Source organism: Flavitalea antarctica (assembly GCF_054461535.1).
Map to the genome: position 1 here is coordinate 44,607 of NZ_JBTLQG010000023.1, position 14,331 is coordinate 58,937.

Consider the following 14,331-nt stretch of genomic DNA (forward strand, 5'->3'; position numbering starts at 1 on the left):
TATCCGGTTCCTGATGGCTTCGAAATTATGGCAATCCCATTTTACTTTCCAGATACGATAAAATCATTTTTAGAATTATCTTGATTAAAAAATGTCCATTTAAAATATTTTTCACCTTTTTTGTCCGGTTCTCATTAGTGGCTTCGTCATACCCTGAATCATCTTAAAACCTAAAAACATTTATTATGGAAAAGTTCATGTTGATCTTTCACGGGGGAATTTCTATGGATGCATCTCCTGCCGACCTGCAGGCAAATATGGGTAAATGGTTGGCCTGGGTGGAGAAACTTTCTAAAGAAGGAAAATATGTTTCAGGCGAACCCCTTCTGCCCGGCGGCAAATTGGTGAGCGGCCCCTCTTCAGTTACAGACGGCCCTTATACCGAAGGAAAGGAAGTTGTTGGTGGCTATTTTATCATGAATGCCAACAGCATGGAAGAAGCCGTTGAGGAGTGTAAAAATTATCCTGATTTCAACTATGGCGGCCAGGTACAGGTTCGGCAGGTAATGAAATTGGATATGTAATTAACGTATGCAGCCTTCTATTCACCAGACGATCGATCATCTTTTCCGGCATGAGTCGGGAAAGATGATTGCTGTTTTATCAAAACTCCTGGGGTTACAGCAACTCTACATGGCCGAAGACATAGTACAGGATACATTGTTGAAGGCCATGACAACGTGGGCATACAATGGTCTGCCGGATAATCCAACAGCCTGGTTACACCGGGTTGCAAGGAACAAGGCCGTTGATCTTATCAGGAGAGAAAAAACTTTCAGGCATCTCCAGCCAAAGCTTCAATACCTGTTACAATCTGAATATACTTTATCGGCTACGGTACAAGGGTTATTTGAAGTTGAAGAGATCATGGATAGCCAGCTCCGTATGATGTTTGCCTGTTGCCATCCCTCCATACCCCTGGAATCACAAATCGCGCTTATATTAAAAACACTGTGTGGTTTAAGCACTGGCGAGATTGCCAGGGCATTTCTGAAAGAGGAAGAAACAATTGCCAAAAGGATTTACAGGGCGAGAGAAAAAATCAGGACGGATAACATTTCACTTGAGCTGCCTGCTGCCTCAAAAATTAAGGACCGCCTCGAAGCTGTGCTGCACAGTCTTTATCTTCTGTTTAATGAGGGTTATCATTCCTCGCATCCTGAGCAATTAATACGAGAAGAACTTTGTGAAGAAGCAATGAGACTGGGTTACCTGCTTACTAAACATCCTGCTACAACTGGTCCGAGAACCCACGCGCTACTCGCCTTGTTCTGTTTCCAGGCATCCCGGCTAAATGCCCGCCTGGATGATAAAGGGAATATTATTTTGTTGAAATACCAGGACCGGAATCTATGGTACCGGCCATTGATCAGACAGGGCAATTACTTTCTTGAACTGGCAACACAGGAAGAAACTTCAGTGTATCACCTGGAAGCTGCAATTGCATGGTTGCATGCGACGTCACCGGACTTTGAGCGTACAAACTGGAAGGCCATTTATCATCTTTATACTATATTATCAGAACATCACCCATCCAATATCATCGCTCTGAATAAGGCGATAGCTGCCTCGTATGCCATCGATCGCAAAACAGCGCTGGCAGAACTAAGTGCGATCAGGGGTTTAGACAACAATCATCTTTACCATACCGCCCTGGGAGAAATTTATTATGATGAAGGCAGGTATGAAGAGGCCGGGGAACGATTTCAACATGCGTTGAAACTGGCTACAACTTTCGCTGAGCAACAATTCATTAGTTATAAACTTCAGCAGCTAAACCGAAAATCATGATTTGTATACAGGATGCTCAAAACCCGCACCACCTGTTGCAATGTTCAGGTGAAATGCGGGTTTCAAAAATTAAAATGTTATTATAGTTTGTTCCCGGTTCAGCGGAGTACCGTCACTTTTAAAAAAGTAGCAGGTATTGAAGTCTTACCAGCGTCATCGCTTTTGTTCTGGCTTTTGAATAATACTTCAAGTTCATTTTGCAGTTCGGCGGTTTTACCGTTTTTCTCTGCCGCTTCAAATGCATTCATGGTAGGCCCATAAAAGTTTCTAAACTGACTTACAAATTCTGCAGTGCTATACGGTGCTTCGAACGTGAAAGTCTCCCTGCTGAAAGATATGTTTGCTGCTGGTATACCTGCTGCTACAAACCGGTCAGTCACATGCTGCTCAACACCCCATAACATCGGGCTTACAAATCCTTCAGGCGGCGGTGGCATATAAGCGCTGCTGATTTTGAGGATTTGAGCCACAAGTGTTGGATCGCCGGGTATCCAGTTACCCATAACTATTCTACCACCGGGACGGGTCACCCTCACCATTTCTTTTGCGACATCGAATGGCTTTGGGGCGAACATAGCTCCAAATATAGTTACTACCAGGTCGAAAGAAGCATCCGGGGTATCGTGGAGGTCAGTGGCATCGGCTTCGTAAAAATGGCAATTGGTCAGTCCTTCCGCTTTAGCTCTTGCATTGCCGGCTGCTACGAGGTTACGCGCGATGTCAAGCCCTGTTACCTTTGCGCCCAGCCGCGCTTCCGGTATGGCAGTGGTTCCGTCGCCACAACCAAGATCAAGCACATCCATGTCTTTTGTGATGTTAAGGCTGGCTACAAGCTTCTCACCACTTTTGCGCATCGTTTCTGCGAGCCTGGTGAAATCACCTTTTTCCCATAGGGCCTTGTTAGGATTAACGTGGTTTGTTTTTTGAAGTAATTCTGTGTTTGCATTCATGTAATAAGGTTTTTGAGATTGTGAACTTAACGTTATTTGATTATGATGGTGCAAATTTAACTTACGCTGGTTTTTCTATTTTGCCTGACAGGTCCTAAAATATGACTTAAAAGTCCAGCGTAAATATTTTACACCGTCAGAACGTCTAGTAACTATTGTGACGGGATTGGCGTTTGTTGAAATGATGATATGTGCGTCTATCCATCATGCAAGTAACACTTTGAACATGAGACAATAAAATGAGGTGACTTTGGCCGGTTTCCGGCCCTGAAAAATATGATTATTTTTGCCTTAGTTCATATTTAAGGAACCATTATTTTGAGTACCGCAGATGCGGCAAACAAATATTGACAGACATCATGAAAAAGTTACTCAGCCTGGCGCTAAGCCTGTTCATAACAGTCGTTTCAGTAGCCCAGGATAAAAAGACGGTATCAGCTGACGAGTTCCAGAAGGGAATTTCAGATAAGAAGGCGATCATCGTGGATGTAAGAAGGCCTGAGGAATTTAAAGAAGGTCATATCAAAGGTGCCATAAATGTCAACTGGCAAAACCCCGAAGAATTCAAAGAGAAAACGGCAAAGCTTGATAAATCTAAACCAGTCTATTTATACTGTCTCGGAGGTGTGAGAAGTGATAAGGCCGCAGATTACCTGCTGCAAAGCGGGTTCAAAACAGTGATAGCCCTGGATGGAGGTATAAAGGCGTGGAATGAGGCTGGTAAACCAGTAACGAAGCCATAACCTTTGCATCAAGCCAAATTGCAAAACATTATCAGAAGCCACCCACCTCGTATTGAAACCACGATAAAGAGTCATGCGCCGCAGCATTATGCGGACGATTTTGCTTAGTTACCAATCGATGTAATTTGAATATATTTATCAGTTACGCTTTTAGCTTCCTGGGTTCTCTTACACCGGGTACGATAAACCTGAGTGTTTTGCAGTCCGGCCTGGATCATAAATCTTCGGTGGCAATCCGTATGGCAGCGGGAGCCGCGATCGTAGAATATTTTTATGCATGGATAGCCGTGCGTTTTGAACTGCTGATCAGAACCAGTCCGATGATTGTTTCGAATATGCAGTTGATCACGGCAATTGTTATGAGTGCCCTTGGACTTATTGCCATCTTCTCATCGCATGGACCGGCAAAACCAAAGACCAGTTCAAAGCCGAACGGTTTTGTAAAAGGCGTGTTACTTGGGATATTAAATCCCCTCGCGATACCTTATTGGACCGGGGCGACCGCATATTTCAAGAGCCAGGACTGGATCGATCTCAGCACTTCAATTGGACTTCATTCTTACTTAACAGGAGTATCGCTGGGCGTTTTTTCTTTGCTATTACTGGTGACCTTCGCCGCAAGGAAGCTTTCGAAAATCCTCCTGGATAAACACTCTGTGATCAGAAAAATACCTGGCTACCTGATGCTTGCACTTGGCATATTTGCCTTTACAAAATTCTTTATCGGCCTATATAATTGATTCTATAACGTGTAGGCATAGGCGACTTGTTTTGAACCTTGCTGCTTACGTCAGCATACGTGGCATTGCGGCTTTAGTTTCAGCCCCTGCCTTATCCTCATATTTTTCAAAATTTCTAATGAATAATTCGGCAAGATGATTTGCCGCTTCATCATAGTGATTTTCACTCTGCCAGCTTAAACGTGGATTAAGCATAGACAATGGTACTCCCGGTACCGCCTGGGGGATCCGGAAATTGAAATGCTCGTCTGTATCATAATTTACATTCGCCAGGTCACCGTTAAGCGCTGCGCGGATCATAGCTCTCGTATATTGCAGGGAAATGCGTTTGCCATTTCCAAATCCGCCTCCCGTCCACCCGGTATTAACCAGCCAGACATTAATTTCAGGATGCGCCTCCAGTAAACCGCCGAGTATTTCTGCATACTCAACCGGGTTTAAAGGCAGGAAAACTCTCCCAAAGCAAGCGGAAAACACGGGTTGGGGTTGAGCGATCCCTACCTCGGTACCAGCGATCTTTGCGGTGTAACCACTGATATAATGGAACATGGCCTGGCCCTTGTTAAGTTTACTGATAGGGGGCAATACGCCTGAAGCGTCACAGGTAAGAAAAAATATGTTCCTGGGATTGCCACCAACAGAAGGCTGTTTCGCATTGTTGATATAATCGATCGGGTATGCGGCCCTTGTATTTTCACTGACAGAGTCATCATCATAATTGACCCGATCGGTGCCCTCATAAAAAACCACATTTTCCAGCAATGTTCCGCCTCGGATCGCGTTGAAGATCTGCGGTTCTTTTTCAGCATCCAGCCGGATGCACTTTGCATAACAGCCACCCTCGAAGTTAAATACAGTTCCTTCTGCCCAACCATGTTCATCATCGCCGATCAGGCTACGACCCGGATCAGTACTAAGTGTAGTTTTTCCCGTACCGCTTAATCCAAAAAACAATGCAACATCTCCTTTCCTGCCTTCATTGGCAGCACAATGCATAGACAATACTTTTTTACGTTGTGGCAAAACAAAATTGAGTACACCAAACAATGCTTTTTTTATCTCGCCGGTATAAGCAGTGCCACCAATCAATATGATCTTCCGGGTGAAATTGATGATCGAAAAGTTTTCCTGTCTTGTGCCATCTTCAGACGGGGAGGCTATAAATCCCGGCGCCTGCACAATCAACCAGTCAGTCTGCGAATAAGGCAACTCACTTTCTTCCGGCCGCAAAAACAAATGATGACAAAATAAATTTGCCCAGGGAGTATCGGTAATGACCCGTACATTCAGCCTGTACCTGTCTTCTGCACAAGCATAGCAGTCACGCACCCAGATCTCTTTCCGGGAAGAGAGGTATCCACAAACTTTGTCGTATAAACTATCAAATTTCCTGGCATCAAATGCGATGTTCACATCGCCCCAATCCACTGTTTTACGGGTGAGGGCATCCATGACGATGAACCGATCTTTGGGTGACCGGCCGGTAAATTTGCCGGTATTTACGCACAGTGCCCCGCGATCATTCAATTTTCCCTGCTTTAAAGCCAGGGTTTGGCTTGTAAGTTCGGCGGGCTGAAGCTGATAGTGCAGGGTATTGACCTCGATACCCAGGCTCAGGAGGGATTTTTGCATGGCAAGCTGCATAATATGATGTTTGATAAAAACTAACGAACGTTCGTATGTACTCAAGATATTGAATTATTTAACAACCCGGTCGTTTTTGATAAAAAAAATCTCCGGGCGATAGCATCTCACAGGAATTGGCTAAAGCAGGTTAACTGGAATTGGTTAAACCAGACTCACCGAATTTTTCAATGGCGATTTTTGTAACTTTCATAATCAAATACTTGCGTTATGAAAAGTCTTAAAAACATTTGCGCGGTCCTGACTTTCCTGATCTGTGCATCTTTTACTCCCCCACACCATGGTTGGGCCGATTATGATCAGACCAAAACACTTGATTTCACGGGAAATATTAAGACATCCAAGTATGAGAATCCGCATGGAGTGATTAAGGTAAACGAGGGGAAAAAGGTCTGGACAGTAATACTCGCACCGGTGAGCCGGATGACTGACCGCGGCCTCACTGCGGAAATGATAAAACAAGGTGGCCAAATACGTGTTGTAGGATATCCGCACAAAGAAAAAAAAGATGAAATGAGGGCGGAAAGAGTATTTGTAAAGGATATCAAATACGAATTGCGTTGACAATTGGAATGAATGCTTTTTTGCAGTTTCTGGAGCAATCATCCTTTGCAGTGGCTATCCGGCAGTCCACCTGGCTGTATCCCTTTCTTGAAATTATACATATCACCGGCATAGTATTGCTGGTAGGCGGAGCTTTCCTGTTCGACCTTCGTTTACTTGGATCATCAAGGCATTTAGCTGTGGATGGCCTAAGCAGGCATATATTGCCCTGGTCATTGAGAGGGCTGATCTTAGTAATACCTTCCGGCATCCTGTTGTTTACCACCAATGCCAGCACTCTCGGGTACGATCCTGTTTTCTGGACCAAGTTGATGTTGTTACTGGTGGCAGGATTGAATGCGTTTGTTTTTCATAAGATTGTCGCGCGTTCGCAGTCCAACAATAAAACAGAACCACATTCTGCCGCGAAATTAATGGCGATACTGTCAATCGTTCTATGGGTAGCTATCATAGCATGCGGGCGGCTGCTGGCGTATTAGTCCGTATCGCCCCCACACAATGTCCAGTTCGTACCCATTCGAGTATTGCTATTCACTCTAGCTTTAGGGATCAATTTGTCTTCCTCATTCAATAGATTAAAATGCCTAATATTTATCACGCATTGGTAATTGCCTCTCCGGCAGAAAAAGTATATGATTCAATCACCAGTGCCCATGGACTTTCGGCCTGGTGGACACCAGGATCAACCGCAAAATCTGAAGTCAACAGTATTGCTCGTTTTCCCTTTGGTAGCGAATACTATAAAGAAATGCACATTGAAAAACTCGAACCGGGGCGGCTCATAAAGTGGAAGTGCCTGAGTGGAGATGCTCAATGGATAGATACAATGATCACCTTCAGGATTGAAGAAGGTGATGCACAATCGCTCGTGCAAAAACATCCGGAAATAAGAGGACAGATACAGCAACTGAAAAAAGTTGCAATTGTCAGCCTATTAATATTTAATCACGACAACTGGAGCGACCAAACGCTGATGTTAGCGGAGTGTAATTTTACCTGGGCTATGTTTCTCCGAAGCCTGAAATTGTTTTGCGAAACAGGCAAAGGCCGACCCTGGCCTGATCAACATAAATAGTCCAATTCACCCCCTTAGATTGTCCTCTTAACACCCGCGCATAAAATCTTCCAACAACTATCTTAGCACCCGGCTATGCCAGTTGAAATGAACGTTTTGAATAGCCATGATCGGTGTAATTGTCTAATCTAAAAAACTATAGTATGAACTCAATGAAATTGCTTCTCTGCTCCCTGCTTTTCGTAACTACCAGCTTTAACAATACAGCCGGACTAACAGATGCTGAGCGGAAATACGCTTCAAACCTGCTGCAGGAGTCACGCGAAACGTTATTAACAAAAGTCAAAGGTCTTACTCCTGCCCAGCTCGCCTTCAAAGCTGATTCATCAGCCTGGTCCGTGGCTCAATGTGTCGAACATATTACTATCGCGGAGAATGGGCTCTTCGATCTTGCGCTATCAACCTTAAAAGCTCCGGCCGATCCTTCAAAAAGAAGTGAAGTAAAGTTAAGTGATGACCAGGTAGTTAAAATGATAGAGAACAGAAGCACAAAATTTAAAGCACAGGAAGCAGTATTGCCAACAGGTAAGTTCGGAGATTTTCAAACAACGTTAAAAGAATTTATCTCAAGACGAAATAAACACATTGATTACATAAACACTACTACTGATGACCTGAGAAATCATTACTATGATTTTCCTTTTGGCAAAGTTGATGCATATCAGACAATCGTCTTCATGGCTGGTCACTGCAAACGGCATACTGCACAGATTGATGAAGTTATGCAAAATCCTGACTTTCCAAAAGCAGACAAATAAATTCAGTTAAATAAATGATCGAACGTGGTAAATGATTTTGTTCCTATGAGGGACTTTAGAAGCAAGCTATTTAAGCTTGCTTTTTTTTTTGCGGGGTGGTTTAAAAAATTTTACAAAAATATAATGTCAGTTCAACATTCAGTTCAACACTCAAATGCTGAATTTGATACAAGCCTTAATTCAGATATAGAATATCGTTCAACCAAAATATGCTTTAAATTGCCGTCGCTAACCGGCTTATTTCAAAGTCACAACACCAAAGTTTCAGAAGTTCAACTAATAGCACAAACATGGATCAACAAACATTAACTAAAGCATCGTTAGAAATCTTCAAGGAAGAAAGTAACATACCAGCAGAATATATCGTTCCGGAAATTCACCAAAAATCTTACCTGTTGAATGGCGAACTGGTCCCATGGAATGGACCCGTTACCCAGGTCTATTCACCCGTTTGTATTCTTACCAAAAACGGCCCTGAGCGCAAACTGCTTGGCACTATTCCTAATACCAGTGGAAAAGAAGCACTTGAAGCCCTTGACGCGGGCGTGGCTGCCTATGATAACGGCTTGGGAGAATGGCCAACCATGTCTGTTGAAGGCAGAATTAAGTGTATGCAAAAGTTTGTTTACCTCATGATACAGCAACGCGATCTTGTGATCAGGCTGCTGATGTGGGAAATCGGTAAAACCCTGGCTGATTCCACAAAGGAGTTTGACCGGACCGTTGATTATATCAATTTCACCATTGATGCCCTGAAGGATCTTGATCGCGAGTCATCAAGGTTTCAGCACGCAGAAGGTACCATCGCGCAGATACGTCGTGCACCGCTGGGGGTTGTATTGAGCATGGGCCCTTTCAACTATCCCCTGAATGAAATTTTTACGACACTCATTCCCGCACTTATCATGGGGAATACAATACTGTTTAAACTGCCAAAACATGGAGTGCTCGCACATTATCCACTGCTCAATGCGTTTAAAGAATCTTTTCCGAAGGGTACAGTGAATACATTATATGGTAAGGGTGCCGATATCGTAACCCCCGTTATGGAAAGCGGAAAGGTAAACGTCCTCGCATTTATCGGCTCCAGCAAAGTTGCTAATGGTCTCAAGAAATTACACCCCAAAGTAAATCGTCTTCGTGCGATACTCAGCCTCGATGCAAAAAATGCTGCCATCGTCACCCGGAACGCAAATCTCGACGTTGCGGTGAACGAATGTATCTTAGGGGCTCTGTCATTCAACGGACAAAGATGTACGGCGCTAAAATTGATTTTTGTTCAGAAAGAAGTGGCACCTGCTTTTCTTGAAAAGCTGAAGGTGGCGGTGGAGGCCCTCAAACCCGGGCTGCCGTGGGAAAAAGATGTGAAGATCACCCCTCTGCCAGAAGCCAATAAACCCGCATACCTGAAAGAATGTATTGATGATGCTATTGCCAAAGGAGCAAAAGTGATTAACAAGAACGGAGGGTATAATGAAGCCTCATTAGTGATACCTGCAGTCGTTTACCCCGTGAATGACCAGATGAAACTGTACCACGAAGAACAATTTGGCCCTATAGTACCGGTAGTGCCATTCGAATCCATAGATGAACCCATCAGTTACCAGGTAAATGCCACCCATGGCATGCAGGTAAGTATATTCAGCGAAGATCCTGTAGAGGTTGCCCGGCTTATCGATCCTTTTGTAAATCTTGTCAGCAGGGTGAACATCAACTGCCAGGCACAGCGTAGTCCTGACGTATTTCCATTTACAGGAAGGAAAGATAGTGCAGAAGGCACACTTTCTGTTTTTGATGCGCTGCGTTCATTCTCTATACGGTCGCTGGTGGCAACAAAGGAAACTGAATCCAATAAAAACCTTTTCAACGAAATCGTAAAGAAGCGCGACTCGAATTTCCTGAGTACGGATTACCTGTTCTAGAAAGTGTTACTGAGCCGTATCATTCAGACTTAGCTTCTGGTTTTGCTTTAACAAAGATGTTTTCAACGTCTCATAAGGCAGATCCTGTACATTGATTTTGGCATCGATGGCAAGGGAAGCAGCTGTAGCGGCCGATTCACCCAATATCATGAATACCGGTTCCATGCGTATCGAACCAAAAGCAATATGTGAACTGGAAATACATACAGGGACAAGCAAATTACCGCATTCTGCTTTTTTGGGTATGATGGACTTATAGGAGATACTGTAAGGTTTCGGGGCCTTCACGCCTACATCACCTTCATTCTGAACAAATCCTTCCGGTGTAATATATCGCTGCGCGTGATGAGCGTCCAGCGTATATGATCCCATGCCCACGGGCTCAGGCACCTCGCGTTTGCCGAGGGCATCGTGTTCGGTCATCACATAATCGCTGATCATCCGACGGGCCTCACGCACGTAGATCTGGTGTGGCCAGTTGCCATTATCCCTGAATTCATCCTTCGCCAGCCCCCAGGTGTTAAACGCTTGCTGGATACTATCCGGGATGCGGGGATCGGTACTGATAAAATACATCAATCCTTTTTGATAAGTCTCGTGCTTTTTGATGATCTCACGGCGTGCCTCATACGAAGCTTCAGGATAATCATAGTTCATCCCGATGTAATCAGTGCTGAAAGGACCGTGATTATTAGTATCCGTCTTGCGGTTTGGTATCGGATCAAACTTATTGAATAATTCCTTCCAGCCTGCAGCGAAAACACGAACGAGGAGCTCGTATTGGGTAGAATCATAGCCATCGGGCCTGGCAAAAGCGACCCTGTTTTCCGGGTTATTGGTAAGGCACATTCTGAAGCAATAAGCCTGGATCTTACTATCGCCTTCACCTTTCTTTCCAGGGTCCGCAGATGAAATATTTGCCAGCAAACCACTGGCAGGATCGCCGGGAACCTTATATGGTGAAATGTTCATTGTGAAGTTGTGGCCATGATGGAAAATCCCGGTCTGTACGCCATTCCACTCTTCCTTATATACGCTGTTTGCTTCCCGCCCAACATGATATTTCACATTTGCCGAAGCCATAAGATCACCTTCGTACGTAGCATCCACAAACATCTTTCCTTTAAAAGTCTTACCGCTCAGGGTTTTGATGGAAACAATGGCATTATCCTTTTTCTCCACACCTTTTGCGCGGTCGAGCCATTCGTTGCGGTATATCTCGAGTTTATTTTCGGTTACATAATCTTCAAATATTGCCTCGGCTATATGGGGTTCGAAGATCCACATGGTTCTTTCATTTCCATCGATTGCCGGCGTCCCCTGACCCTTGTTTCCGTATTCTGATTTAGGCTGCCACTTCCAGTTACTATCCTGGGCATAGCGCATATATATCCTGTGGTAGAAATCGCGCGACAAGCCACCAATCACTCCCTTGTTGCCGGTATCTGTGAAGCCGAGGCCGCCTGCACTGAGCCCGCCCAGATGGGTATCCGGCGAAACGATGATGACTGTCTTACCCATGTTTTTTGCCTGGACCGCGGCAGTGATTGCAGCCGAAGTTCCGCCGTAAATAATGATGTCTGCCTCATAATCGTTTGTGTTCTCTTTTGGTGAATTACAGGCACACGATGCAATCCAGAAAAACAGGATCAATCTTATGGGATTAACAACTTTCATCAGCATTTTTAGTAATGTTTATAGTAACCGTCAGGTATAAGCGTTGCAGGTATATAATTATCAGTCAGATCTGCAACCAGCTTTAAAAATATGCATTCAAAATTTAATAAGGAGTTTGTCACCAAAATTTAATCTCTAAGTCCTGGCCCAAAGCAATGCATAAGTGAAACTTTATTTCATTTCGAAATCCCAGATTGGCCTGGCGCCAAGCAGGTGCTGAACAAAATAATTCCATTTCTTTTTTGTAAAATAGTCATTGAACTTTCCCGTGTAACCATGGTGCTGACTGGGGAAGATAAGCATATCAAATTCCTTATCCGCTTTTACAAGGGCCTCTGCCAGTTTGAAAGTTGCTGATGGGTTTACGTTTTCATCCAGCCCGCCATGAACGATCAATAATTTGCCTTGTAATTTTCCGGCCATCGTAATGTTTGACACCTGGTCATAAGTTGAATCGACCGGCCAGCCCATATACATTTCGGGCCACCAGTCTTTTTCCATTCGAAAATCATGATCAGCGGAACTTGCCACGGCAACTTTATAGAATTCAGGAAATTCGAGCATTGCGTGGCCGGCGTCATAACCACCGGCAGAATGACCGAAGATCCCTACCCTGCCTGTATCGATCCATGAATACCGCTTTCCCAGCTCTTTTATGGCAAGCACATGATCCGTAAGATTTTTTCCCATGTTTTTATAGGAAACATTGTGGAATGCCTTTGATCTTCCCGCGGTGCCCATTCCATCTATGGTTACAACAATAAATCCGAGTTCGGCAAGTGCCTGGTTTGAACGGGCCAATGTTGATGTGAATGTTCTCGGGAACATATTGGTATGAGGCCCGGTATATGACTGGTCAATAACCGGGTACCGCTTTGACGAATCAAACAATGTGGGCTTCCAGATAGCACCATAGATTGTTGTAACACCATCACGCGCCGTTGCGGTAAAGGTTTCCGGGAAACGATAATTCATTGCCATTAATCCTGCGATATCTGCTTTACCCAATTCATTGAGGATCCGACCCGTTTTGGTGTCTCTCAACACCAGTACCGAAGGTTTATCGGGGGCGGAAATATTGTCGGCAATATATTTTCCATCAGGTGAGACCGAGACGTCATGGTTGGCATTTTCCGGGGTTAAGAGCGTTAATCCGGAACCGTCCTGGTTTATTTTATAGGCATGCTGATAATAAGGATTACGTCCCGATTCCTTTCCGGAAGCCGTAAAAAGAATGGGCTGATTGTTTTTACCTGGATGCAGGATATCGTTCACATAAAACGCACCGTTGGTCAGCGGCCTGAGTGTTTTATCTTTAACGCGAAGGGTATACAATTGTTTCCAGCCATCTTTTTCTGATGTGATAATAAGTTCGCCACGATCCTCTACCATCAGCGAATTATAGTTGTCAATGTTGGTCGGGCTTTTTTCCGTATAGATCTTCTCGTGTTTTTTTGCGTTAAGATCATAACGATAAAGGTCGGTTTGCTGGTAACCACGGACCCTGTTTTCCATATACAATATTCCAGGTTCCCTGGCCCATTCAAAACTCGCGGCATTTACGTTCCTTAACTCATCGAGACGGATTTCTTCGCCAGTCTCCACATTAAAGATCACCGGTATCATGTATACCATATCAGTGTCGCCCGGTGAACCACGATAATATGATAAGAGCCTGGCACGGTACAAACTATCAACACTCCAGTCGAGCAAATACATTTTCCGGCCTTTGCTCAGATCACAGATATAAGTCTGGATCCATTTGGAGTCAGGTGACCAGTAAACACCGAAATGCGGCGGGCGCTCACCATTTTCGCCTTCGATCAATTCCCCCCATTCATAATAGCTGGCATATTCATAGTTCTTTTTACCGTCTTTGCTGAGTTGTTTCTCCTGGTTGGTTGATTGCGATCTGACATAAAGATTGTGGTCTTTGGTGAATGCGGTCCATTTGTTATCCGGGGATCCCGCCTCCATCGCGTTGTTGGTCCGCGGCTTTTTGATTTCAAGTTTCCATGACTTTAGGTCCAGCCGGTATCCTTTACCCCCGATATTGAAATCAACGGTCGACTTATTTACATAATTGACAGCATTAAAGGGAAGGGAATCACCTTTAAAACTGGTCTTTAATGAGTCGTTAAGTAAGCGTGCAAGCCGATCTTGATCAAACAGCCTTGTAGTTTTCATTTCCTTAAAATCGAACTTGTTGAAGACCTTTTCTTTACTGGTGTAGGTGACATAAGACAACCCGGTACTATCGGGAAACCAGTTAACCTGTATGGAAAGATTGAATACTTTATTGTTCGTCAGATTCGGCCACAGGAACGACACAGCGCGGGCATAGTCTTTCTTTGAAAGTTCCTGCCCAAATGTCGGAAAGAGAAAAAGCAATAACAAAACGCTGGTTAAATATCTCTTCATTGTGTTAGTTTGGTCAATTAAATTAACCAAACATTGTCAATCAACG

Annotated in this window: 13 protein-coding genes; 9 read left to right on the plus strand and 4 right to left on the minus strand. The window is 44.2% G+C overall.

Annotated elements, in window-relative coordinates; all coding sequences use genetic code 11:
• Positions 1-185 precede the first annotated feature (185 nt).
• Together ACX0G7_RS18355 and ACX0G7_RS18360 are read left to right on the plus strand one after the other, a co-directional pair.
• A complete protein-coding gene (locus tag ACX0G7_RS18355; protein WP_458924976.1) occupies positions 186-524 on the plus strand; it encodes a YciI family protein in 339 nt (112 codons plus the stop codon).
• A gap of 7 nt (positions 525-531) precedes the next feature.
• Complete coding sequence (locus ACX0G7_RS18360; protein WP_458924977.1) at positions 532-1,791, plus strand: RNA polymerase sigma factor; 1,260 nt, start codon at positions 532-534, stop codon at positions 1,789-1,791.
• Positions 1,792-1,889: 98 nt separating this feature from the next.
• Here ACX0G7_RS18360 and ACX0G7_RS18365 read toward each other — a convergent pair whose 3' ends face one another.
• Positions 1,890-2,741: a class I SAM-dependent methyltransferase gene (locus ACX0G7_RS18365; protein ID WP_458924978.1), complete on the minus strand. Its 852-nt coding sequence runs from the start codon at positions 2,739-2,741 to the stop codon at positions 1,890-1,892.
• A 359-nt stretch (positions 2,742-3,100) separates the two neighbouring features.
• Here ACX0G7_RS18365 and ACX0G7_RS18370 point away from each other — a divergent pair, with 359 nt between their 5' ends.
• Both ACX0G7_RS18370 and ACX0G7_RS18375 read left to right on the plus strand, forming a co-directional pair.
• Positions 3,101-3,484 carry a rhodanese-like domain-containing protein gene (locus tag ACX0G7_RS18370; RefSeq protein WP_458924979.1) on the plus strand — a complete coding sequence of 128 codons (384 nt, stop codon included), beginning with the start codon at positions 3,101-3,103 and terminating at the stop codon, positions 3,482-3,484.
• 125 nt (positions 3,485-3,609) lie between these two features.
• Complete coding sequence (locus ACX0G7_RS18375) at positions 3,610-4,224, plus strand: LysE family translocator (protein WP_458924980.1); 615 nt, start codon at positions 3,610-3,612, stop codon at positions 4,222-4,224.
• Between the two features lie 45 nt (positions 4,225-4,269).
• On the opposite strand, the gene pckA is transcribed toward ACX0G7_RS18375, so the two are convergent.
• The gene (pckA, locus tag ACX0G7_RS18380) at positions 4,270-5,913 is read right to left on the minus strand and encodes a phosphoenolpyruvate carboxykinase (ATP) (RefSeq protein ID WP_458924981.1); all 1,644 of its coding nucleotides are present in this window, start codon (positions 5,911-5,913) and stop codon (positions 4,270-4,272) included.
• Positions 5,914-6,078: 165 nt separating this feature from the next.
• Here pckA and ACX0G7_RS18385 point away from each other — a divergent pair, with 165 nt between their 5' ends.
• The 5 genes from ACX0G7_RS18385 (at position 6,079) to ACX0G7_RS18405 (ending at position 10,187) form a co-directional block, all read left to right on the plus strand.
• Complete coding sequence (locus tag ACX0G7_RS18385) at positions 6,079-6,432, plus strand: DUF6152 family protein (RefSeq protein WP_458924982.1); 354 nt, start codon at positions 6,079-6,081, stop codon at positions 6,430-6,432.
• An 8-nt stretch (positions 6,433-6,440) separates the two neighbouring features.
• The gene (locus tag ACX0G7_RS18390; RefSeq protein ID WP_458924983.1) at positions 6,441-6,911 is read left to right on the plus strand and encodes a DUF6644 family protein; all 471 of its coding nucleotides are present in this window, start codon (positions 6,441-6,443) and stop codon (positions 6,909-6,911) included.
• A gap of 101 nt (positions 6,912-7,012) precedes the next feature.
• On the plus strand, positions 7,013-7,507 hold the full coding sequence (locus ACX0G7_RS18395) for an SRPBCC family protein (RefSeq protein WP_458924984.1): 495 nt from the start codon (positions 7,013-7,015) through the stop codon (positions 7,505-7,507).
• Positions 7,508-7,650: 143 nt separating this feature from the next.
• Positions 7,651-8,265 carry a DinB family protein gene (locus ACX0G7_RS18400; protein WP_458924985.1) on the plus strand — a complete coding sequence of 205 codons (615 nt, stop codon included), beginning with the start codon at positions 7,651-7,653 and terminating at the stop codon, positions 8,263-8,265.
• Positions 8,266-8,555: 290 nt separating this feature from the next.
• Positions 8,556-10,187 carry an NADP-dependent glyceraldehyde-3-phosphate dehydrogenase gene (locus tag ACX0G7_RS18405; protein ID WP_458924986.1) on the plus strand — a complete coding sequence of 544 codons (1,632 nt, stop codon included), beginning with the start codon at positions 8,556-8,558 and terminating at the stop codon, positions 10,185-10,187.
• A 6-nt stretch (positions 10,188-10,193) separates the two neighbouring features.
• Here the strand turns inward: ACX0G7_RS18405 and ACX0G7_RS18410 are convergent, their stop codons facing one another.
• Positions 10,194-11,864: an FAD-dependent oxidoreductase gene (locus tag ACX0G7_RS18410; protein WP_458924987.1), complete on the minus strand. Its 1,671-nt coding sequence runs from the start codon at positions 11,862-11,864 to the stop codon at positions 10,194-10,196.
• A gap of 171 nt (positions 11,865-12,035) precedes the next feature.
• Positions 12,036-14,285, minus strand: coding sequence for a S9 family peptidase (locus tag ACX0G7_RS18415; protein WP_458924988.1), 2,250 nt, complete (start codon positions 14,283-14,285; stop codon positions 12,036-12,038).
• Positions 14,286-14,331 lie beyond the last annotated feature (46 nt).